The 21,537-nt window shown below is 72.8% G+C and carries 22 protein-coding genes; 9 read left to right on the forward strand and 13 right to left on the reverse strand.

The features are described 5' to 3' along the window. The first annotated feature begins 501 nt into the window (after window positions 1–501). The 4 genes from ACIQFX_RS06970 (at window position 502) to ACIQFX_RS06985 (ending at window position 5,045) form a co-directional block, all read left to right on the forward strand. Window positions 502–1,548 (forward strand): substrate-binding domain-containing protein, encoded by a 1,047-nt coding sequence (locus ACIQFX_RS06970; RefSeq protein ID WP_402459604.1) that lies wholly within the window; start codon window positions 502–504, stop codon window positions 1,546–1,548. Between the two features lie 311 nt (window positions 1,549–1,859). After that, window positions 1,860–3,452, forward strand: a complete 1,593-nt coding sequence (locus tag ACIQFX_RS06975) for a sugar ABC transporter ATP-binding protein (protein WP_402459606.1) — start codon at window positions 1,860–1,862, stop codon at window positions 3,450–3,452. After that, on the forward strand, window positions 3,449–4,486 hold the full coding sequence (locus ACIQFX_RS06980; protein ID WP_402459608.1) for an ABC transporter permease: 1,038 nt from the start codon (window positions 3,449–3,451) through the stop codon (window positions 4,484–4,486). The genes ACIQFX_RS06975 and ACIQFX_RS06980 overlap by 4 nt, the downstream gene beginning before the upstream one ends. A gap of 190 nt (window positions 4,487–4,676) precedes the next feature. After that, entirely contained in the window at window positions 4,677–5,045 is a 369-nt protein-coding gene (locus ACIQFX_RS06985; RefSeq protein ID WP_402459610.1) for a DoxX family protein, read from the forward strand. A gap of 91 nt (window positions 5,046–5,136) precedes the next feature. On the opposite strand, the gene ACIQFX_RS06990 is transcribed toward ACIQFX_RS06985, so the two are convergent. From ACIQFX_RS06990 to ACIQFX_RS07000, 3 genes are all read right to left on the reverse strand, one after another. Next, on the reverse strand, window positions 5,137–5,577 hold the full coding sequence (locus ACIQFX_RS06990; protein WP_402459611.1) for an SRPBCC domain-containing protein: 441 nt from the start codon (window positions 5,575–5,577) through the stop codon (window positions 5,137–5,139). An 88-nt stretch (window positions 5,578–5,665) separates the two neighbouring features. Then, a complete protein-coding gene (locus tag ACIQFX_RS06995; protein WP_402459613.1) occupies window positions 5,666–6,001 on the reverse strand; it encodes an ArsR/SmtB family transcription factor in 336 nt (111 codons plus the stop codon). Further along, the gene (locus ACIQFX_RS07000) at window positions 5,998–6,462 is read right to left on the reverse strand and encodes an SRPBCC family protein (protein ID WP_402459615.1); all 465 of its coding nucleotides are present in this window, start codon (window positions 6,460–6,462) and stop codon (window positions 5,998–6,000) included. The genes ACIQFX_RS06995 and ACIQFX_RS07000 overlap by 4 nt, the downstream gene beginning before the upstream one ends. A 1,119-nt stretch (window positions 6,463–7,581) precedes the next feature. Between ACIQFX_RS07000 and ACIQFX_RS07005 the strand changes: the two genes are divergently transcribed. Further along, a complete protein-coding gene (locus ACIQFX_RS07005) occupies window positions 7,582–8,103 on the forward strand; it encodes a hypothetical protein (RefSeq protein WP_402459617.1) in 522 nt (173 codons plus the stop codon). Between the two features lie 107 nt (window positions 8,104–8,210). Here ACIQFX_RS07005 and ACIQFX_RS07010 read toward each other — a convergent pair whose 3' ends face one another. The 4 genes from ACIQFX_RS07010 to ACIQFX_RS07025 all read right to left on the reverse strand — a co-directional run bounded on the left by ACIQFX_RS07010 (window position 8,211) and on the right by ACIQFX_RS07025 (window position 11,192). Further along, complete coding sequence (locus tag ACIQFX_RS07010; protein WP_402459619.1) at window positions 8,211–9,008, reverse strand: thioesterase family protein; 798 nt, start codon at window positions 9,006–9,008, stop codon at window positions 8,211–8,213. A gap of 125 nt (window positions 9,009–9,133) precedes the next feature. Further along, complete coding sequence (locus tag ACIQFX_RS07015) at window positions 9,134–9,706, reverse strand: antibiotic biosynthesis monooxygenase (RefSeq protein ID WP_402459621.1); 573 nt, start codon at window positions 9,704–9,706, stop codon at window positions 9,134–9,136. 142 nt (window positions 9,707–9,848) lie between these two features. After that, entirely contained in the window at window positions 9,849–10,193 is a 345-nt protein-coding gene (locus ACIQFX_RS07020; protein WP_402459623.1) for a GNAT family N-acetyltransferase, read from the reverse strand. A 75-nt stretch (window positions 10,194–10,268) separates the two neighbouring features. Beyond that, window positions 10,269–11,192, reverse strand: a complete 924-nt coding sequence (locus tag ACIQFX_RS07025; RefSeq protein ID WP_402459625.1) for a pirin family protein — start codon at window positions 11,190–11,192, stop codon at window positions 10,269–10,271. Between the two features lie 87 nt (window positions 11,193–11,279). On the opposite strand from ACIQFX_RS07025, the gene ACIQFX_RS07030 reads away from it, so the two are divergent. After that, window positions 11,280–11,777, forward strand: coding sequence for a carboxymuconolactone decarboxylase family protein (locus ACIQFX_RS07030; protein WP_402459627.1), 498 nt, complete (start codon window positions 11,280–11,282; stop codon window positions 11,775–11,777). Window positions 11,778–11,810: 33 nt separating this feature from the next. On the opposite strand, the gene ACIQFX_RS07035 is transcribed toward ACIQFX_RS07030, so the two are convergent. Further along, window positions 11,811–13,214, reverse strand: a complete 1,404-nt coding sequence (locus ACIQFX_RS07035; RefSeq protein ID WP_402459628.1) for a DNRLRE domain-containing protein — start codon at window positions 13,212–13,214, stop codon at window positions 11,811–11,813. 231 nt (window positions 13,215–13,445) lie between these two features. Further along, window positions 13,446–13,940, reverse strand: coding sequence for an Lrp/AsnC family transcriptional regulator (locus ACIQFX_RS07040; protein WP_402459630.1), 495 nt, complete (start codon window positions 13,938–13,940; stop codon window positions 13,446–13,448). Window positions 13,941–14,099: 159 nt separating this feature from the next. Between ACIQFX_RS07040 and ACIQFX_RS07045 the strand changes: the two genes are divergently transcribed. Beyond that, window positions 14,100–15,110, forward strand: a complete 1,011-nt coding sequence (locus ACIQFX_RS07045; protein WP_402459631.1) for a DMT family transporter — start codon at window positions 14,100–14,102, stop codon at window positions 15,108–15,110. Next, entirely contained in the window at window positions 15,103–16,332 is a 1,230-nt protein-coding gene (locus tag ACIQFX_RS07050; protein ID WP_402459632.1) for an aromatic amino acid transaminase, read from the forward strand. The genes ACIQFX_RS07045 and ACIQFX_RS07050 overlap by 8 nt, the downstream gene beginning before the upstream one ends. Here ACIQFX_RS07050 and ACIQFX_RS07055 read toward each other — a convergent pair. From ACIQFX_RS07055 to ACIQFX_RS07070, 4 genes are all read right to left on the reverse strand, one after another. Beyond that, window positions 16,305–17,171: a hypothetical protein gene (locus ACIQFX_RS07055; protein ID WP_402459634.1), complete on the reverse strand. Its 867-nt coding sequence runs from the start codon at window positions 17,169–17,171 to the stop codon at window positions 16,305–16,307. The genes ACIQFX_RS07050 and ACIQFX_RS07055 overlap by 28 nt on opposite strands. Beyond that, a complete protein-coding gene (locus tag ACIQFX_RS07060; protein ID WP_402459636.1) occupies window positions 17,168–19,009 on the reverse strand; it encodes a GMC oxidoreductase in 1,842 nt (613 codons plus the stop codon). Before ACIQFX_RS07060 ends, ACIQFX_RS07055 begins: the two co-directional genes overlap by 4 nt. After that, window positions 19,006–19,380, reverse strand: coding sequence for a hypothetical protein (locus tag ACIQFX_RS07065; protein WP_402459638.1), 375 nt, complete (start codon window positions 19,378–19,380; stop codon window positions 19,006–19,008). Before ACIQFX_RS07065 ends, ACIQFX_RS07060 begins: the two co-directional genes overlap by 4 nt. Before the next feature lie 194 nt (window positions 19,381–19,574). Next, window positions 19,575–20,255 carry an NAD(P)H oxidoreductase gene (locus tag ACIQFX_RS07070; RefSeq protein ID WP_402459640.1) on the reverse strand — a complete coding sequence of 227 codons (681 nt, stop codon included), beginning with the start codon at window positions 20,253–20,255 and terminating at the stop codon, window positions 19,575–19,577. Window positions 20,256–20,365: 110 nt separating this feature from the next. On the opposite strand from ACIQFX_RS07070, the gene ACIQFX_RS07075 reads away from it, so the two are divergent. Beyond that, on the forward strand, window positions 20,366–21,295 hold the full coding sequence (locus ACIQFX_RS07075) for an AraC family transcriptional regulator (RefSeq protein ID WP_402459641.1): 930 nt from the start codon (window positions 20,366–20,368) through the stop codon (window positions 21,293–21,295). The last annotated feature ends 242 nt before the right edge of the window (window positions 21,296–21,537 follow it).

Genomic DNA, 21,537 nt, shown 5'->3' on the forward strand with positions numbered 1-21,537 from the left:
TACGCCAACTCCATCTTCAACGACACCGTCGGCAAGGCCTACGTCACCCCCACCAAGCTCGACGCCGGCCTCAAGGCCTGGCAGGACGCCAGCGTGAAGTACGGCAACAGCCAGGGCTTCACCGTCAACAAGTAGCGACTCCGTGGCTTCGGCTGCCTCTCCTCGCGAGGGGCGGCCGAAGCCATCGTGCGTTCTTTTCTGTGTGATTTCCCCTGTAGATGTGACATGCCCACGACACTTTTCAAGTGTCTTCTGTCGTACGTCAGTTACGGCTCTGAGCAGCTCTGATTACGGACGTATCTCAACTTGTCGCGGGACTTGACGGTGTGGACGACGAGGCGGTGTCATGGTGTTGCGCGTTTGAATCTGTTTGATTTCGAGGGATTGTGATGCCCGGGCGAGGTGCCCAGCACCCCGCGGCCCGCCCCTCCTCCGCCCCGCTCGACCCGCACGACCCGCACGCCGGACGCGGCGGTCGTCGCCCGCACTAAGGAGCCCCCGATGTTCCGTTCCGCACCCCGTCGTGTGGCCGCCGCCACCGCACTCGTCGTCTCCCTCGGCCTGACCTCGGCCGCCTGTTCGTCCGGGAAGGCCGCGACCGGCGGCGACGACCAGGTCGCCAAGGTCGACGGGAAGATCTCGATCACGTACCTCCAGAAGCAGGGCGACCAGGAGTACTTCATCGGCGAGGCCGCCGGCGCGAAGGCGAAGGCCGAAGAGCTCGGCATCGACCTCAAGGTCGTGAACCTGGGCAACGACGCCAACAAGACCGTCAGCGAAGTGCAGTCGGCGATCGCCCAGAAGACGAACGGCGTCATCATCGTCGTTCCCGACCCGGCCGTCGGCCCGCAGGTCGTCCAGACCGCGAAGGACGGCAAGGTCGCCCTCCTGACCTCCGACGACCAGATCTGCACCACCGGCCCGGACCCGGCCGCCTGCGGCAAGGCCGACCTGGTGCCGCGGATCGGGTTCAGCGGAGCCCAGATGGGCGAGGAGGTCGGCAAGCGCGCCGCCGCCGAGTTCGCCAAGGCGGGCTGGACCGCCGCCGACACCCGGGTCGTCTCGGCCTGGAAGCAGGACGTGACCGTCTGCGGCGACCGCGTGGCGGCCGCCAAGAAGGCCTTCGACGCGGCCGTCCCCGGTGTGAAGACCATCGACGTCCCCACCGACAACACGCCCACCGGCGCGCAGGACAAGATCGCCGCCACGGTCACCGCCAACGCCGGTGTCAAGAACTGGGTGATCTGGGGCTGCAACGACGAGAACGTGATGGGCGGCGTCACGGCGCTCGCCAACGCCGGCGTCAAGCCCGAGAACGTCGTCGGTGTCGGCCTCGGTGCCTACCTGGCCTGCAAGGAATGGCAGTCGGACAAGGCGAGCGGCATGAAGGCCGCGCTGTTCATCAACGGCAAGGACGTCGGCGCCCTGGCCGTCCAGACCATGTACGACAAGCTCAAGAACGGCAAGGACTTCCCCGCCGAGGCCTTCGCCCCCACCACCATGGTCGACCACACCTCCTGGAAGACCGCCGGAGTCACCTGCGGCTGAGTACTCCCGGCCGGCGGCCGCCATCGGAATCGCCGCCGGCCGGTGACCCACTGCCCCGGCGCGTCGGACTCCCTTCCCCCCACCCCCGGACCCGACGCGCCGGCCCAGGCCCCTCCTCCCACGTACCCCCCGCCTTCTCCCCGGTGCGCGGGCCAGGCCCCCGAACCCTCCGCCCCCCGAGGCGCGAGGTTCCCCCCACACCCACTCCCGGCGCGCCCGACCATCCCCCCGCTGTCCGGCGCGTCGGGTCCCCACCCCCGACCGGCCCCGCACTTCGCGCTCCGCACCCTGCCTTCGAGGTGAACCGAGACATGACCCGATCCCCTCACCCGGACTCCGCTCCGGGATCCCCCGACGGCCCGCCTTCCGCGGGCTCCCGCCCCCCGTCCGTCGGGGTGTCGGGCATCATCAAGCGCTTCGGCGAGGTACGGGCGATCGGCGGCGTCACGCTCGACTTCCCGGCCGGGCAGGTCACCGCCCTCATGGGGGAGAACGGTGCGGGGAAGTCCACCCTGCTCAAGATCCTCACCGGCGACCACCAGCCCACCGAGGGGCACGTGGTCGTGGACGGGGCACCCGTCACGCTCGACTCCCCGGCCCGCGCCCGGGCCGCCGGCATCCGGATCATCCCGCAGGAACCCGAGATCGTCCCGCACATCTCCGTCGCGGAGAACGTCTACGCGGGAGCCCTGCCCCGCAAGCGCGGGCGGCTGCTCGACCGGGCCGAGCTCGACCGGCGCATCAGGGCCGACCTGGAGCGCCTCGGCTTCTCCCACGTCCTCGACCCGGACCTGCTCGGCTCCCAGCTCACGCCTGCCCAGCGGCAGTTGGTGGAGATCATGCGGGCGCTGACCGGCGGCACCACCGCCCGTCTGATCGCGTTCGACGAGCCCACCTCCTCCCTGTCCGAGCACGAGGTCGACGCGCTGTTCGCGCTGATCCGGCGGCTGCGCGACGAGGGCATCGCGATCGTCTACGTCTCGCACCGCATGCAGGAGATCTTCCAGCTCGCCGACCGCATCGCGGTGCTGCGCGACGGCACCCTCGTCGGCGTGCAGGACGCCCGCACCACCGACGAGGGCGAGCTCGTCCGGCTGATGGTGGGCCGCGACCTCTCCGCCATGTTCGTACGGCAGCGGGTCGCCACGGACCGGCTGGTCCTCGACGTCCGGAACCTCACCACCGACGACGTCACCGACATCTCCCTGCGGGTGCACGCCGGCGAGGTCGTCGGCCTGGCGGGCCTGATCGGTGCCGGACGCTCGGAGCTCGCCCTCGCCCTCGCGGGCGACCTGCCGATCCGCGCCGGTACGGCCACGCTGGACGGCGTACGGCTGCGCGGCGGGCGGCCCGGCGACGTGATCCGCGCCGGGCTCGGGCTCGCGCCCGAGGAGCGCAAGGCGCAGGCGCTGTTCCTCCAGCAGAGCATCAAGGAGAACGCCTCGCTGGTCGTCCTGGACCGGCTGCGGCGCTTCCGTTTCGTGCGGCGCGCGGCGGAGCGCCGGCTCGCCCAGGAGTTCTCCGACCGGCTCCGGGTGCGCACCCCGTCGATCGACCACGAGGTGCGCAAGCTGTCCGGCGGCAACCAGCAGAAGGTCGTGCTCGCCCGGTGGCTCGCCCGCAAGCCGAAGGTGCTGATCCTCGACGAGCCGACGCGGGGCATCGACGTCGGCGCGAAGGCGGAGATCTACCAGATCATCGCCGACCTGGCCGCCGAGGGGGTCGCCGTGCTCGTCATCTCCTCCGAACTCCCCGAACTCCTCGGCCTCGCCGACCGGGTGGTCGTCATGCAGGGCGGCCGGATCACCGGCGAACTCGACCGCAGCGAAGCCACCGAAGAAGCCATCCTCGAACTCGCCATGGCCGACGACATCGTCGGCGCCGCCCCTGGAGCCTCGTCATGACCCTCACCAGCACCCCCGCACCGACCGTCAAGGGCTCCGGCGACGACGGCCGCGCCTCGCGGCGCCCCGCGTTCCTGGCCGGCATCGGCGGCCAGAACATCAGCCTCGTCGGAGCGCTCCTCGTCGTCCTCGTCCTGTTCGGCGTCCTCAACGACAACTACCTGAGCCTGTCCAACATGCAGGTGATCGCCGAGGCGGCGACCATCACGGGCCTGCTCGCCATCGTCCAGACCGTCGTCATCATCTGCGGCGGCCTCGACATCTCCGTAGGGTCCCAGGTCGGCGTGGCGTCCGTGGTCAGCGCCATGGTGTTCACCACCACCGGCTCGGGCGCCGTCCTCGGCATGGCCGCCGCCGTAGGCGTCGGCCTCCTCGTCGGTGCGCTGAACGGCGTCGTCATCGTCTACGGGCGGGTCAACCCCACCATCGCCACGCTCGCCGGCCTCGCCGCCTACAAGGGCCTCGCCCAGCTCCTCTCCGACGGGCGCGCCCAGGGCTACGTCCTCAACGACGACCTGTTCGTCTTCCTCGGCCGCGGCAAGATCGCCGGCCTGCCCGTGATGGTCTGGATCCTCGTCGTCGTCGCCGTCACCGTGCACCTGCTCCTCAAGTACACGGACATCGGCCGCAACCTCTACGCGATCGGCGGCAACGACACGGCCGCCCGCCTCGCGGGCATCAGCATCAACAAGTACCTGATCTGCGTCTACACCCTCATCGGCGCCGTCGCCGCCGTCGCCGGCATCCTCCTCACCGCCCGCACCGGCTCCGGCCAGCCCGTCTCCGGCAGCGAGGGCCTCGAACTCAAGGCCATCACCGCCGCCGCCCTCGGCGGCGCCGCCCTCAAGGGCGGCAAGGGCGGTATCGGCGGCACCCTCCTCGCGGTGGCCCTCCTCGGCTGCCTGGAGAACGGCCTGACGGTCCAGGGCATCAACACCTTCTGGCAGAACGTCGCCCAGGGCGCCCTCCTCGTCATCGCCGTCGTCATCCAGCAGCGCCGCAGCGGCGAACGCGCCGTCGGCCTCCCACACTGACGGACCTCTCGGACGGCCGGCGACGCCCCAGCGGCACCGCCGGCCGTCCCGGCCGTCCGGGGAAACGGGGAACAGGCATCCGCGGTGGGCTCCGATACGCCATACTTACCGTTCGGTAATACCGTCGGTCCGCCCTTCGGGACATCCGACACCCGCACGCCCCCGCACGCCCCGCCCTAGGAGTGCCGCCATGGCCCGTTCCGCCCGTTCCGCACTGCTGCTGGCCGGCCTGCTCGCGTCGGCGGGCGTCGCCCACTTCGCGGCCCCGAAGCAGTTCGACGCGATCGTGCCCGAGTCCCTGCCGGGCAGCCCCCGCACCTGGACCGCCGTCAGCGGCGCGATGGAACTCGCGCTCGCCGCCGGACTCGCCGTCCCCGCGACCCGGCGCCGCAGCGCCCAGGCCGCAGCCCTCTTCTTCGCCGGGGTGTTCCCCGCCAACGTGAAGATGGCCCACGACTGGCGGAACCGCCCCGCGCCCGCCAAGGCCGTCGCGTACGCGCGGCTGCCGCTCCAGGTCCCGCTGATCCTCTGGGCGCGCTCCGTCGGCCGCGGCGCGTGACGGACCCCGGCACAGGCCCGGTCGCCCTGAGCCGCAGGCCGGTCGCCTTGACGCCGGCCTGCGGCTCGGTAGGGGAAGTGGCGGAGCGTCACTAGTGCCAGTTGCTGATCCTCACGTCGCCCGGTGCGGGCTCGCCCTTGCCGGTTTCGATGAGGTTCTTGAGGCTCATGAGGAAGGTGGCCCACTTGGTGCTGCAGTGGTACATGAACTCCACGGGCTGCTGCCAGCCGGCGTGGCGGAAGAGCACGATCGTGTAGCCGTCCTCCTGCTTGAGGTCGAAGTGGACCTGGGTGCCGATCCACTCCTCGGGGCCGTCGACGACCTCCCAGAGCACGCGTTCGTCGGGGCGGGCTTCGAGGACCTTCATGTCGAATCCGCCGGGCTCGAAGCGGAAGCGGATGACTCCGCCGACCTCGGGGTCGCCGTCCGTGTCCTCCGTCCACCAGCGCGCGAGGCCGTCGACCGTGGTCAGCGCCTCGTAGACGGCGCCGGGGGACGACTCGACTCCGATCCTGTGCAGGATGTCCGACATCTCGCTACCTCTTTCTCGGGTGGGCGCCCGCGGAGGGGCGTCGTTCCTCGCCGCCTGAGGGGAGGCGGTGGGGCGGGGTGGTGGGGGTTCAGTCCTCCTGGCCGCGCTGGATCGCCTCGGCGAGGCGCTTGATGCGCTGCAGGCGGGCGTCCCATGCGGTGCCCACGGAGGTCAGCTGGGCGACCGCGCGTGCGAGTTGGGCTTCGTCGACCTCGTAGCGGCGCTCGCGTCCGGACGGGGTGACCTGGACCAGTCCGACCCGGTGGAGCACGCCGAGGTGCTTGGCGACCGCCTGCCGCGTGATGGGGAGGTGCTCGCTCAGCGTGGTGGCCGTGCCGCCGCCGGTGAGCAGCAGGTCGAGCATCCGCCGCCGGGTCGGGTCGCCGACCGCGGTCCAGAGCTCGTCGTCGATGACGGTGTTCACGGCGTCGACACCATCCGGGCGGCGTAGGTGACGAGGCGGGGCAGGAAGTGGTCCCATCCGGAGACGTGCTCGCGGTACTGCTGTTCGAGCACGGCGGCCTCCCAGCCCTTCTCCCGGAAGCCCGTCTCGGTGAAGCGCAGCAGCGTGCCCGTGCCCGACGGGATCAGCTCGAAGACCACGAGGAGCGAGTTCGTCGCCGCCGCGGCCTCGGTCTCGTCGTACACCCACCGGAAGGAGAACCGGCGGGGCGGGTCCGCCTCGACGACGGTGAGGGGTACGGCCTTCGCGTCCGGCGAGGCCGGATCGCCGAAGGTGATGACCCCGGTGCCGCCGGACACGGGGTCGAGGTCCGCCTCGTCCGGCCACCACTCCCGCAGGTGCTCGGGCCTGCTGACCACCTCGTAGACCACCTCGGGCCTCGCGTCGATGTGGATCTCGCGTTCGATGCTGCCGTGCTCCATGCCGCTCTCCCAGCCTCTCGCAACCTTTGGTTGCATCACAACTGTAGAACCGCGGCGCGCCATGCGCAACACTTGGTTGCGCAAAGCGGGTGGTGGAACCGAAACCGCAACCGAAACCGCAACCGGACCCGGACCCGGACCCGTTTCCGGACCCGCGCTTCCGCCTCGAACCGCTCGTCGGGAAACGACCTGGCCGGAGCGCTGGCCCAGTCGCTGGTGGGCGACGCACCGGTCGAGCTCCTCGGGGCACAAGCGGACCGTGTTCCGGTCGACGACGTCGAGCGTCACGTCGTACGCCAGGTAGCGGCACGTGCCGCCCGTCCCCGGGTTCGGCTGGATGAAGGTTCCCTCGTGGTCGGACCCGTCGCTGGTTCCGTCGCCCCGGACGACGGCTTCGGGGGGAGGAGGGTGCCGAGGGTGACGGCGGCGGCGAGGACGGCTGCGGTACAGGCCGCGGCGACGGCCCATCGCCGCTTGCGGTTGCGGTGGGGTGGTGCGGGGCGTGCGGTGCGGGAGGGGCGAGGGTGGCGGGAGTGAAGCCGAAGTGGAGGGTGGGGGTGGGGTCTTCGCCGAGCGAGGGGGTGGTGGCGGTGGCGCGAGCGCGACGGGGGCGAGCGGTGTGAAGCGGGGATCCGGCGCGGCGGGCACCCGGGTGATCCGGCCGCCGGCGGTGGGGCGCCCCGGCACCTCGATGTCGAGTCCTCCGTAGCGCAGGTGCCGCGTGATGTTCATGAGGCCTCCCGGCTCGGGTCGGCCAGGTGGATCGCCGAGACCTCGTCCCTCCCTTCGCCCCTCGGTCTCCGGGCACCGCGTGTCAAACGCTCGGTGGGCGCAGGTGCCCACGGGGGCGGACGGCCCGACCGGGCCGGCGTCGGGGGTGCTCCAGGCGACCTGCGGGCTCCCCGGGCCCCTTTCCTCACGCCCCCTCCGCGCGCCCGCACGGGTCCGACGGCGGGTCGCTCTCCCGGTCGCGGAGGCGGTGCCGCCACGCAGGTGCCAATAATGGCTCGCCATGGTGCCATTAATGCGCCATGATGGCGCCATTGGTGGCGCGCCCTCGGTTCCACGGGCCGGACGGCGCGTCTTCTCGGGGTGGGCATCGCGTACAGGGGGCCGGTCATGGAGTCAGCGAGGAGTCGACGCGAGTCGGCCGCACCCGGCACCTTCGTCGCCTTCGCGCGCTTCGCCCTCTGCGGCGGCGGGGTGGGAGTCGCGGCCGGCTTCGCGGTCGGCGCCCTCGCCGCCTGGATTCCCTGGATGCTCGCCAACGCGCTCGTCGCGGTGGTCTCCACGCTCCTCTCCACCGAGCTGCACGCCCGGTTCACCTTCGGTGCGGGCGGCAGGGCGACCTTGCGCCAGCACGCGCAGTCCGCCGGATCGGCGGTGGCCGCGTACGTGGTGACGTGCGCGGCGATGCTCGTCCTCCAGATGCTGGTGACCGCACCCGGCGTCCTGCTCCAGCAGGCCGTCTACCTGTCCGCCTCCGCCCTCGCCGGAGTCGCCCGCTTCGCCGTGCTGCGACTCGTCGTCTTCGCGCGCACCCGCGCGCGGGCCTCGACCGCCGCCCCCCGTCCCCTGTACGCGCCCGCGGGGCCCGTCGGGGCCCCGACGGGCCCCGAGGAGCTGTGCCGCGCGGCCTGACCGCCCGTGGGCGACGTGTCCGGGGCGGCGGGGGCGCCCTCATGGGGCCGGGCGGCCACCGCGGTGGAGGGCCCGCCCGTGAGGGCGGCCCGAAGGGTGCCGGAAGTTCATCCCTGGGGTCGGACGGTGAGGATCTGCTCGGCCTGGCCGACGGGGCCGTGGACGTCGTGGAGGACGCTGCTGGTGAGGCCCTGGCCCGTGGGGCCGAAGGTGACGGTGGTGTCGAGGCCGGTCCACGGCCCCTCGGGCTGACGGTGCAGGTGGATCGTGAGGTCGAGGTTGGGGAACATCCAGGCCGTGGGGTCCTGTTGGACGGCGATGCCGTTCGCGGTGTCCACGAGCGCGAGGTACGAGGCGAGGGGGCTGACCGCCTCGCCGGCGACCAGGTCCAGCGGCGAGGAGATCCACGCGGTGCCGCGGCCCCTGCGGGTCGGGGGAGTGCGGCGCACGTCGATCGAGGAGACGTACCCGCCGTTCCACGCCGCGCCCATCTCCCACCGGGGGAGCGTGTCGGGGGCGGGGAGCGGGGCCGACGGGCTGTCGGCCACGGACGAGGAGTCCAGGGACGCGAGCAGCCAGGCCCGGGCGCGGACCGCCGCCCGCCCGCCGATGACGACGGTCGCCTCGAGGAGTTCGATGGTGCGGCCGGGGCGGACGGTCTCCACGGTGATCTCGCACTCGTCGAGGGCGATGCGGCCGAGGATGTCGTAACTGATCCGCCCGAGGAGCAGTCCGCCGGGCCGGGCCGCCACGTGCCGGTCGACGGCGTGCGCGACGAGCCCGGCGAGCGGGCTGAAGTGCTGCTCGTCGGTGCTCCAGGCGCCGCCCGCGTGCGCCGTGGGCTTGTAGCGGTGCTCGCCCGTCCGCTCGTAGTAGCTCTCGCGGGCGGCTGCGCCTGTGCTCACGGTGTGCGTCTCCTCGGGCGTGCCCGCACGCGTGCAGGCGAAGAAAGGTGTACTGATCACGCATCGTAGGGGTGATCGGTGTCCGCGCACCGTGACCCACCGCACACGCCGGGGGTGGTGGAGGGCTACGGGGTGAGCCAGCCGCGCAGCAGTCTGCTGACGGCGGGCATGGCGGCGTACGTCATGAGGACGTTGAGGACGCAGGCCGTGATCGCGCTGCTGACCAGGAGGGGGAGCGCGGTGAGGTGCGGGACGAGGAAGAGGCCGCCGAGGACGGAGAGGGGGTAGATCGCCAGGGTCGCGCTGATCGCCATCTTCCACCGGGGCGGCGCGGGGCGCGTCGAGCCCGGCTCGGCGAACCAGGTCTCCATGCCGGTCAGGGTGCGCCGGGCGATCTCGGTGTGGTGGTGCCCGTCGCAGTCGGCGAACCAGGCCGCGCGCTCCGGCGACTCCTGCCACGTCCGGCACGCCTCCGTGTCGCGGAAGCGGTGGACGAGGAACCAGGGGGCGTCGCCGCCGGAGGAGCGGAAGAGCCCGTACCCGAGGTGGCCCGGGAAGGCCGCCGCGGTCTCCAGGATGCCCTTCGCCCACCGTTCGAAGGCGGCTTCGTGGCCGGGCTGCACCCGACGGGCTATCAGGAGGGTCACCTCGCCGGTGTCGGCGGGGACGGTGGCGTGTTCCAGGCTGACCGCGGTCACAGGGACTCCTCGTGATCTCGCCGCGCCCGTCCGCACTTTACGCGCCGGGCGCCGCCGGAGGCCAGCGCGATCGGGTGGGTCCCTGTGGAGCCGCGGTGTCGTCGGACTCCGCGGCCGAGGGGGTGCGGCGGAGCCGGGGGCGTCAGCGTCCCAGCTGCGCGTCGAGCCAGGTCAGGACCTCGGGGGTCACCGGGTCGGTGAGGTCGGCGAACTCGTCGTGCTTCTTGAGGAACTTGGCCACGTACGGGCAGACCGGGACGATCCGCATGCCGGAGGCGCGGACGTCGGTGAGGGCCTGCTCGACGAGGACCGAGGCGAGCCCCTGGCCGGCGTAGGCGTCGTCGATCTCGGTGTGGAAGAAGACCCGCCGGTCGTCGCGGTCCCGGTACGCGGTCAGGCCGGCGCGCTTCTCGTCGACGAGGATCTCGTAGCGGTGGCGGGCGTCGACGCGGCGTACGACGGGGGCGGGGGTGGTCTGCTCGCTCATGGCGGTCCTTTCGGAAGGGCTTCGAGTGGGTGCGGGGTGAAGGACGGTGCGCGGGGGCGGTTCGGTCCGCGGCCCTCAGGGGCGGGGCGGGTTCCTGCGCGGGGTGAGGAGGGCGTTGGGCAGGGCCGGGGCGGGCAGGCGGTCGCCGGGGTGGCCCTCGACGGTGCCGAAGCGGTCGGAGGACCGCTCCCAGGCCTCGCGCGCCTCGGCGATGTCCTGGTGGTCGCGGCCGATGAAGTTCCACCACATCACGATCTCCTCCTCGAACGGCGGGCCGCCGAGCAGGACCGTCCGGGCCGGGCGGTCGGAGGCGTTGGCGAGGGTGAGGGTGGTGCGGCCGGGGGTGGCGTAGCCGAGGTCGGCGGGGCGGAGGGGGACGCCGTCGAGGCGGACGTCGCCGTCGTCGACGAGGAGGCCGTGCTCGAAGTCGGGGTCGACGTCGAGGGTGACGGTGGCTCCGGCGTCGAGCAGGACCTCGGCGCCGAGGAGCGGGGTGAAGGTGCGGACCGGGGAGGTCCGGCCGGCCAGCGTGCCCAGGAAGACCCGGAGTTCGGCCCCGTCGAGGCGGAGGGGCTCGGGGGCGTGGTGCTGGAAGTCGCGCGGGGCGTGGCGGTGCGCGTCGGGGAGGGCGACCCAGAGCTGCACGCCGTGGAGCACGGTGGTGCCGGGGGTGGAGACCTCGGTGTGGCTGATGCCGTGCCCGCCGGTCATGAGGTTGATCTCGCCGGGGCGTACGAAGGCGTGGGTGCCCAGGCTGTCGCGGTGCTCGATCTCCCCGGCGAAGAGCCAACTGACGGTCTGCAGGCCGGTGTGCGGGTGCGGGGCGACGTCCATGCCGCCGGACTCGGCGACCCGGTCGGGGCCGTAGTGGTCGGCGAAGCACCAGGCGCCGATGAGGGTGCGGGCCCGCTGCGGCAGGGTGCGGCGTACGGTCATGGCACGTGGTCCGCCCAGCGGAACGTCCCGGGAGGTGAGGATCTCGATCTCCGCGTCGCCCATGGTCAAGCCCCTCGGTGCTAAGGTAGTTTCGTTTTCAACAAGTATGGTTGATCATCGTCCGGATGGCAACCGGCGAAGGGGTGCAGGGTGAGCGAGACGGCAGAGGCCAAGGCGTCCGGGACCACCGGTCGGGTCTACCTCGACAAGCGGAGTCCCGACGCGTACCGGGCACTGGTGAGGACCGCCGACGCCGTGCGCACCACGGCGGCCGAGGCCGGCCTCGACCGTATCCTGGTCGAACTGGTCAACCTCCGGGTGTCCCAGCTCAACGGCTGCGCGTACTGCCTCGACGTGCACACCCGCGCCGCGCTGCGGGCCGGCGAGACCACCCGGCGCCTGGGCGTGCTGGCCGCCTGGCGCGACACCGAGCTCTTCACCGCCCGCGAGCGCGCGGCCCTCGCCCTCGCCGAGGCCACCACCCACCCCGCCGACGCACTCGCCCAGGAGCGGGCGTACGACGGCGCGCGCGAGGTCCTGGACGACGGCGAGATCTCGGCCGTGATCTGGGTGGCCATCGCCATCAACGCCTTCAACCGGGTGTCGATCCTGAGCAAGCACCCGGTGCGGGAGACCACGGCGTCCTGACGGCCGCCGCCCCGGCCGGCCGCGGGGACGGCGTCAGTGGCAGGTGCCCGAGCCGTGGTCGTCGTACGTCTTGCCCGCCTGCGGCACGAACTGCCAGTCGTAGCCGTCGGCGCGCAGGGTCAGCTTCAGGACGCCGAAGGTGTCGTCGTTGCGGGCCTCGCTGTTCGGCTGCACGGTGCCGAACGGGTAGAGCCCCGCGCCGCCCATGCCGGCGACGAACTGCCGCAGGCCGCGGGCGTCGTCGGCCCGGCCGTTCGGGTCCTGCGGGGCGAAGCGCTCGTACTGGTGGTTGTGGCCGGTGAGGATGACCTCGGCGCCGTGGTCGTACAGCGCCCGGACCAGGGGTCCGGTCACGGGGTCGGGACCGTGTTCCGCGCCGGAGGTCCAGCGCGGCCGGTGCCAGTACGCCACCGTGCACGGCTTGCCGCTGGCGGCGAGGTCGGCGCGCAGCCACTTCTCCTGGGGGGACCCGACGGCCGTGTCGATCTCGGAGTTCAGCGAGACCACGTGCCAGTTCCCGAGGTCGTACGAGTAGTAACCGCGGTTCGCCGGACCCGCGTTGGCCCCGAAGTAGCGGAAGTACGCGGACGCGCCGGGGGTCAGGTAGTCGTGGTTGCCCGGGGTCGGCCTGGTCCGCTCCTTGTGGCGGCCCCAGGTGGGCTCGTAGTACGCGGAGAAGTTCGCCGCGGACCCGTCGGGGTAGGCGTTGTCGCCGAGGGCGACGACCGTGCCGGAGACGTGGTCCAGCAGGTCGGCGGTCTCGGAGTCCGTGGAACTCGGAGTGGCGATGTCCCCCGCGCCGACCAGCACCGGCACCGGGTCGGGGGACGGCGGGAAGGCGTCGGGGGGCCTCGGCGGCGCGGTGCCCGTCTCGACCACCAGCCGCGGTCCGGTCGCGCCGGTCTCGCGCGAGTCGTAGTGGGCCCCGTCGGCGTTCGGCGACGTGACGCCGAAGTCGAAGGTGCCGTTCCCCTTCACGTACGAGGTCACGTCGACCTCGTACCAGGAGCCGGGGGCGACCGCGCCGAGGCTTCCGAGGACGGCGCCGGTGAGCGCCGGCCTGTCGTCGTAGGTCACCGACGTCTCGGACCAGGCGGCGCCGGGCGCGGCGTGGAACGTGCCGCCGTTGGCGCTCCCCGAACCGGCGGCGCCGTCGACGTGGAGCCGGAGCGTCGCCCGCGTCACCGTCCCGGTGGCACCGGTGACGTCGAACCGCAGCAGCGTCTGCTCGACCGGACTGCCGTCCACGTCCAGCTGCCGGGAGGTGCCGTGGTTCGTGCCGGGGGCCGCGCTGTCGACGTACGTGTCCGCGGTCGCGGTGAAGGAGGAACTCGCGGCCGAGGCGGTCGGTGCGGTGCCGGTGAGGGCCGTGGCCGCCAGGGTGGCCGTGGCGAGAGTGCCGACGAGGGCCGCCTTCGTGCCCTTGCGCATGGGCATGCCGAACCTTTCGGTCGCAGGACGAGGGCGACCACGGAAGGGTGGGCGAAGCCGGCCCCATGGGGAGGGGTGCCACCGCGGGCGACGAGTCACGGCCCGCCCCCGCTCGGTCCAGCTTACGTCGGGGGTGGCGGGCCCTCATCTTGCGGAAGCCCATCGACGGGCGCCCGCTGACGGGCGCCCACCGGGCGGTGTCGACCGGGCGGGCCGCCGCAGGCGGCCGATCCGGGTTCAGCCGCCCGTGCCGCCGGTGCGCGGGCGGGACGGGACGCCCGGCCTGGGGTAGACCCTGGACTGCTTGACGCTGCCGAAGGCGAAGCTGGACTCGATCGACGCGATGCCCGGGATGGCGTGGATGCGGGTGCGGACGAGGGCCTCGTAGGCCTCCAGGCTCTCGATGACGACCCTGAGCAGGTAGTCGCTGCTGCCGGCCATCAGATAGCAGTCCTGGATGTGGTCGATGAGGCCGACGTGCTGCTCGAACACGTTGACCGCCTCGGCCGTGTGGCGCTCCAGGCGGATCCGCACGAAGACGGTGATCGGGAGGCCGAAGGCGACCTGGTCGACGGTGGCCGTGTAGCCGCCGATCAGTCCCGAGTCCTCCAGGCGGCGCACCCGGCGCAGGCAGGGGGAGGGGGACAGCCGGATCCGGTCGGCGAGGTCCTGGTTCGACAGGCGCCCGTCCGCCTGAAGCTCGTGGATGATCTGGAAGTCCACGGCGTCCATGGGCTCTCCTTGGCTGGACTTGGCAGATTCTGCCCCCACGCTATGCCTGGAGGGCATAACTGGCAATCGCCTGCCCCGCCCGAAGCCCTAGCGTTGCTGCCCGGGGGTGAAGCCGGACGTCGGTTCCGCCCGAGAGGCTACGAGCGGGAGGAATGGCCGGTGGCCGTAACGCAATCGGCGGAGGCGAGCACGGCGGAGGCGCCGGACGGGCGCGCTCCGTCCGGCGGACAGGACGCGGAACCCCGCGCCGGACGGTTCCCGGGGATCTCGCCGCACGCCGTCGGCATGCTCGCGCTGCTGCTCACCGTGACCATCTGGGCCGCGTTCGCGCTCAGCGCCCGCGCCCTGAGCAGCTCGACGCTGCTGCCCGCGGACGCCGCGCTGCTGCGCTTCGGCGTGCCCCTCGTGGTCCTCGCCCCGGCCCTGTGGCGCCGCAGGCGCCGGCTGGCCGCCGTGCGCCCCGGCCCCGCCGCCAAGATCATCTGTGGTGCGGGGGTCCCGTTCTTCCTCGCCGCCATGTACGGCGGCTCCCTGACGTCGGCCGCCTTCGTCGGGGCGATCGTGCCCGGCATGGTCCCGCTGTTCGTCTCGGCCCTGATGGTCGCGGGCGGCAAGAGCGCCCCGCGCGGCACCCAGGCGGCCGGCCTCGCCCTCATCGTGGCCGGCGTCGTGGCCCTGGTGTGGCGCTACACCGCGTCCCTCGACGCGGACGTCCTCCTCGGTACGGGAACGCTGCTCGTGGCCAGCGGACTGTGGGCGCTCTACACCGTGGGCCTGCGCGAGGTCGACCTCGACCCCGTCGGCTCCATCGGCCTGCTCTGCCTGCCCTCCTTCGCCGTCATCGCGCTGCTGAGCCTGACCGGCGTCCTGCCCACCGGCCTCGCCCGCGCGGAAGGCGCCGACATCGCGCTCTTCCTCGTCGTCCAGGGCCTCGGCGTCGGCCTGTGCGCGGGACTGCTCTACGCCTTCGCGATCCGCCGGCTCGGCCCGGAGCGCAGCTCCGTCGTCGGCAGCCTCAGCCCCGTCGCCGTCGTCCTGCTCGCCGTTCCCCTGCTCCACGAGTCGCCGACCCTGCCCGTCGTGGTCGGCGTCCCCCTGATCACCCTCGGTGTCGCGCTCGCCAACGGACGCCGACGCTCCTCCCGAACCAAGGTGTCCGCCGATGCTTGAGCTGCTCCCCGCCCCGCCCGTGGACCCGCTGTGGGACCTGACCGCCGAGTACGCCGCCGACCCGCGCCCCGACCGCCTCAACCTCGTCCTCGGCGTCTACCGCGACCACACCGGGGTCACACCCGTCATGGCCGCGGTCAAGGAGGCCGAGATACGGCTGGCGCAGCGCTCCGGCTCCAAGGAGTACCTGGGCCTGTCGGGCAACACCGCCTTCAACGACGCCATGCTCGCCACCGTCCTCGGCACCGAGGCCCTCACCTCGCGGGCGACGGCCGTCCAGACCGTCGCGGGCACCGGCGCCCTGCGCCTCCTCGCCGACCTCGTACGGCAGACCCGCCCCGGCACCACGGTGTGGATCAGCGACCCGGCGTACGTCAACCACCGCCCCATCCTCGAAGGCGCGGGCCTCACCGTCCGCACGTACCGCTGGCTCGGCCCCGCCGGGCGGCCGGACGACGAGGACCTCCTGGACGACCTCCGCGAGGCGGGGCCCGGCGACGTCGTCCTGCTGCAGGGCTGCTGCCACAACCCCACCGGGGCCGACCCCTCCTTCGGCACGTGGGAACGGCTCGCCGGGCTCGCCGAGGCCAACGGCTGGGTCCCCTTCGTCGACCTCGCCTACCACGGCCTCGGTGACGGCCTCGAAGCCGACCTGAGCCCGACCCGGATGCTGGCCGAACGCCTCCCCGAAGTGCTGATCGCCGTCAGCTGCTCCAAGAACTTCGGCCTCTACAGCGACCGCACGGGCTGCGCCGTCGTCCTCGGCTCCTCCGCGCGGGCGCTCCGGCACGTCGAGACCGCCCTGCAGAACGCCGCCCGCACCCTCTACTCGATGCCGCCGGACCACGGCGCCGCCGTCGTCGCCACCGTCCTGGGCGACGAGCGCCTGAAGGCCGTGTGGCTCGCCGAACTCGACGCCATGCGCCACCGCGTCACGGCCAACCGGACGGACCTCGTCGCCCACCTGGCCGCCCTCGGCCACGAGGAGCCGGCGCGGGCCCTCGCACGGCAGAAGGGCATGTTCTCGATGCTGCCCCTCACCCCCGAGCAGATGCGCCGGATGCGGCACCGCTCCGGCATCTACGGCACCACGTCCGGCCGCATCAACATCGCGGGCGTCCCCGCGCACCGGATCCCGTTCCTGGCCCGGGGCATCGCCGACGCCCTGCGCACCGACCGATCGGTGGGACACCCCTACGGCCGGGGGCCCGCCGACAGGTAGTACGGGCGGTTGTGGGCGGCCACCGGCGGCGACTGGTACGTCCAGGCGCCCGCCGCCGGTGTGCCGTCCGGGAGGACGGTGCGGAGGTCGCGGCCCAGGTCGCCGTCCGGAGCGTGGACGGCGAGGCGGGTGCGCCCGGAGTGCTCGGCGGCGGAGAGGTCGTACCAGGAGTAGGGCCGGTAGACGTTCATCGGGCCGGCGAGCAGGCGTCCCTCGCGGTCGGTGCCGTAGCCGGTGACGGGGGCGGAGTTGGCCGCGACGGCGGTCAGGCCGTCCAGCCTGGCCGCGAGGTCGAGCAGCGGCGCCGACCCCCGCTCCAGGGTGTCGTCCGGGCCGACCCCGGCGGCCTTGCAGCGCACGGTCCAGGTCGCCCCCGCGGGACCGTTGAGGGACGGCAGGCCGACCTCGAACCAGCCGGGGTACTTCGGCTCGGCGTACAGCTCGCTCCCGGCCCTGATCGCGAACGGGTTGTCGCAGACGACGTGCAGGCGGGCGATGCCGAGCAGCTTCGTCTGGTCCCAGCCCTGCGCGTACTCGTCGTAGGTCAATCGCGGCAGCCGGTCCGCCTCGGCGGTCGGGAAGGCGACGACGTTGAACTCGATCTCCTGGGTGACGCCGCCGCCGAACGCGTACTGGGCGAAGTACAGCTGGTAGTTGAGCGAGACCAGCGCGCGTCCGTCGTCGAACGCGGCGGCGGTCAGGTCCGGATGGTGCTTGGCGAGCAGGGCGTGGACCGGATCCGGGTCCACCAGCCAGTCGACGCCGATCTGGTGCAGCGCCCCGTAGTGGAACGGCAGCTGGAAGGGTTCGGGCACGGGCGGCAGGGGCAGCGGGCTCACGCGGGGGCTCCCGGGGTGGTAGGGCCGGTGGTCAGGGCTCGGTCGCGGGCCGTCAGGTCCGCCTCCACGCGCTCTGCGCTGCGCAGGGCCAGCGCGGCCATGGTCAGGGTCGGGTTGGAGGTGGCCACCGACGGCATGCTGCCGCAGCCCACCGCGTACAGGCCGGGGTGGTCCCAGCAGTGCTGCCAGGAATCCACCACCGAGGTGGCGGGGGAGTCGCCCATGATGTGGGTCCCGGCCGCGTGGCCGGCCCCGCGGTAGCCGTACGTACGGCCGCGGTGCTCGAAGCGCCCCGGCCAGGCCGCCGACGGCGTGTAGTCCGTGTGGTCCTCGGCGCCGAGCAGCGCGAAGAGCTGGTCCGACACGGCACGGGCGGCGGCCATGCCCTCCTTGACGTGCTCGTCGAGGTCGTAGGTGACCAGGGGCCGGGGCAGGCCCAGCGCGTCGCGCTCGGACGGGTGGAGGGTGACCCGGTTCGCCGGGTCGGCGCCCTGCTCCATCTCGAACTGGAAGGCGAACTGCCGACGCAGCCTGTCCCCGAGCGCAGCCCTCAACTCCCCTCCGAACAGGCCGCGTTCGTTCAGGAAGTGGTCCACGTCGGTCTCGACCGGCCCCTTCGCCCAGATCCAGCCCCACGTCCCGAACTCCACGCGGAACGGCGCCCGCAGCCGACGCGCCGGGCCCGCGCGGAAGCCCTCGAAGCCGGAGACGGACCCGGGCCCCCGGTAGGACCCCCCGTGCTCGCCCTCGGGCAGCAGCCCCCAGGTCAGCAGGACCGGATGGTCCATCAGGTTCCGCCCCACCTGGCCGCTGCGCCCGGCGAGCCCGGACAGGAGCAGCAGTCGCGCGTTCTCCACCGCGTGGGCGGCGAGCACGACGACATCGGCGTGCGCCACGGACACCTCGCCGTCGTACGAGCGGTACTCCACGCCCGTGGCGCGCCCCCGCCCGTCGACCAGGACACGGCTCACCACGGACCGGTCCCGGAGCATGACGGACGTGCTCCACCGCCCCTGGGTCTTGAGCGGGGTGTACTTCGCGTACGAGGGGCAGTGTGGAATGCAACTCGCGTTTCCCACACACCGGTTGCCCGGATCGGGCAGCCCGTCCCGGCCGCGCGGAACGTAGCCCCGGCCGCCGTCGTACCGGGGATCCGGGACGCCGTTGCGGGCGTGCGGCGTGCCGACCACCTTCAGTTCGACCTCGCTCAGCGCGACGGGGTCCTTGACGCGCCGCCCGTCGAGCCGGCCCGAGAGAACGCGGTCCAGGCGCGCGGCGGGCAGCGGTCGCATGGGGAACACGTAACCGTCGGGGAAGCGCAGACCGAGGTGCGCGCGCTGCTCGTCGGCGTCCGCGGCAACCCCCAGGTGCTCCTCCGCCGCCCGGTAATGGGGCTCCAGGTCGTCGTAGCCGAGCGGCCACCGCCGCCCGTACCCGAACGACTCCGTGTCGAAGTCCTCAGGCAGCATGCGGGGCGCGAGCCCCGTCCACACGGTGCCGGTACCGCCGTTCACCCGGACGTATCCGCTGGCGTACGGCAGCGGGCCGTCCTGCCGCAGGTGCCCCGCCGCCCGGAAGCCGGGAGTCCCGTCCGCGCCGGCGAGGTCCGCCACCTCGGGCCAGGGCGCGGCCGGATGCGGCCGGTGCCCGGTGCCGGGCAGTCGACCGGCGGCCGCCAGGTACGCGGTCAGCGGGTCGGCGTCGGCCCCGTGGACACGGGGGTCCGCCGCGCCCGCCTCCAGGACCAGGACCCGCCGCCGCCCGCCCCGACCGAGCCGGTGGGCGACGAGGGACCCCGCGACACCGGCGCCGACGACGATCACGTCGTACCGCGTCACCGACCCGCCCCCTCGGCCCAACTCCCGTACCCTCCGGGAGCCGCGGCGGGCGCGGTGAGACCGGCCGCCTTCCACACCAGGCCCTCGGCATAGCCGCGCGGGGACACCAGGCGCGGCGGCGAACCCGGCCAACTCCCCGTGTACCAGAGGTACGTCACCGCGCGGGCCGACACCGCCCGCTCGCCGTCCGGCGCGCCGACCGGATCCTCCGTCCCGTTCAGCAGGCGTCGGTACGCCTCCGCGCCGAGCCGCTCCGCGGCGACCGCCCGGTACGTCTCGACGAGCCCGGTGGCCGTCAGTTCCCCGTCGTCGAAGCCTGTCAGCCGTGCCGACAAGGCGGTGAATCGCTGTGTCTCGTCTGTCTGGGGCACGCGACCATCGGTGCCCCACCACCCATCGGCCCATGCCCCGCGCCCCGTGTTCGGCTTGATCGCGACGTCGGGCGCTCCCTCACACGGATGGCGCGGGCCGACCTGACATTCGACATGCGGTCACGTGCGCGAAGAGCCGGGAGCCAGGTCCCGCACGCACTGCCGCAGTGCCGGTCCACGAGATCCGGAGGCTGTCAGACCGCGACGAGTTCGTCCGCGAGGAACTCCTCCACGAACTTCCGCGCACGACGGTCGAAATCGGTGTACTGCGCCTCCCGCTCGACGCCGGCGACCGCTTCGCCGACCAGCAGATTGCCCTCGGCGTCGATGCGCTGCGGTCGCTCCTCCGCGTCCAGGAGCAGGCCCACGGTGGAACGGGAGAAGCCGCAGTAATAGGCGATGCCGTCGCTCAGGTTGGCCTCGAGGACGGAGTGCATCGACTCCGCTACGGGGTCGTCGGAGGTGGCGCCGGCCAGGGCCAGCCACAGCATGCGCTTGCCCGCCAGACGGGGCTTGCTGCGGCCGTAGGCGAACCCGTAGTTCCATACGCGGTCGATCCACCCCTTGAGGACCGCGGGCACGCTCTGCCAGTACACCGGGAAGACGGCGACGACGACATCGGCGTCGAGGATCCGCCGCATGTGGGCGTGCGTCTCCTCCGAGTACGGCTTCTCCCGGTTGCCCCAGTCCGGCTGGTCCTCCACGTTCATCCGCGGGTCGAACCCCTCGGCGTGCAGGTCGAGCAGGTCGATGCGGTATCCGGCGGCCTCGAGCTGGGCGGCCGCGCGGCGGGCGGTGTGGGCGGTGAGGGAATCGCTGCGGTGGTGCGCGACGACCACGAGGGCTGTCCTGGTGTCACTGCTGTGCTGCGGCACGGTGTCTCCTGAAGGCTCGATCTGTGCAGTGAGTCCAGTACAACCGCGGCGCCGTGGATGATCCATGGGAGAAACTCTCCCGGGCATAGGAGATCGTCTACGATTGCGCTGTGGATCCTCTGAGTTCACTGCTGAGCGGCATCCGGGCCGAGGGCTCGGTCGTCACCAACGCCGTCCTGAAGGCGCCCTGGAGCATCACCTTCGCCGACGCCGCTCCGCTCACCATGGTCAGCGTCCTGCGCGGGGGCGGCACGCTGCTGCTGCCCGACGGCACCGAACGTGCGATCGGCGCGGGCGACACGGCCATCGTCCGGGGCCCCGCACGGTTCCGTCTCGCGGACGAGCCCGACACCGTCCACCGCCCCCACACCGCGTACGAGATCAACTGCTTCACCGCGGACGCCGCGTGCACCGGCCGGGAACTCGACGGCATCCACTGGGGCACCGGCCCGGAGGAAGCGACCGCGCTCATCATGGGCGCCTACCGTGCCTCGGGACACCGCCACGAACGACTCCTGCGCGCCCTGCCGCCCGTCCTGGTCATCTCCGAGGACGCCGAGGTCTGCGCCTGGCTGGAGAACTCCGCCGCCGACGCCGCCCGGCTCTCCGCCGGTTCGCAGGCGCTGATGGACCGGCTCCTCGACTGGGCCCTGGTCTGCACGCTGCGCACCTGGTTCGACCGGGCCGGCGCCGACGCGCCCGACTGGTACCGCGGCCTCGCCGACCCTGTCCTCGCCCCCGCCCTGCACGCCTTCCACGGACGGCCCGCCGAGAGCTGGACGGTCGCGTCACTGGCCGCTCAAGCCGGCGTCTCCCGGGCCCTGTTCGCCCGGCGCTTCACCGAGCTGATGGGCCGTCCGCCCCTCACCTACCTCACCGAGTGCCGCATGGACGACGCCGAGGCCCTCCTCGCCGACACCGACCTCAGCATCGCCCAGATCGCCAAGACCATCGGCTACGCCGACGCCTTCGGCTTCAGCGCCGCCTTCAAACGCCACAAGGGCCTCAGCCCCAGCACGTTCCGCACCACGGCGGCGTGACTCACGACCCACGGCCGCAAAGAAACGAGCCCCATGCCCCGGACGGCAGCACGACACCCAGACGTCGTTCCGGAGCTCCGGCGTCGACGAGCCGGCGCGGCAGAGCGGTAGAGCGGCCGACGGTCAAGGACGAAGACCCATTGCTGATGGTGGGCATCGGCGAAGCGGACCTCGACCAAGCGGGCTGGGGTTCGTCATCGACCCGTCGGACCGCTTCGCAACGAAGGGGAGCCATGGGCAGA

Source organism: Streptomyces sp. NPDC093089 (assembly GCF_044754405.1).
Lineage (GTDB): Bacteria > Actinomycetota > Actinomycetes > Streptomycetales > Streptomycetaceae > Streptomyces.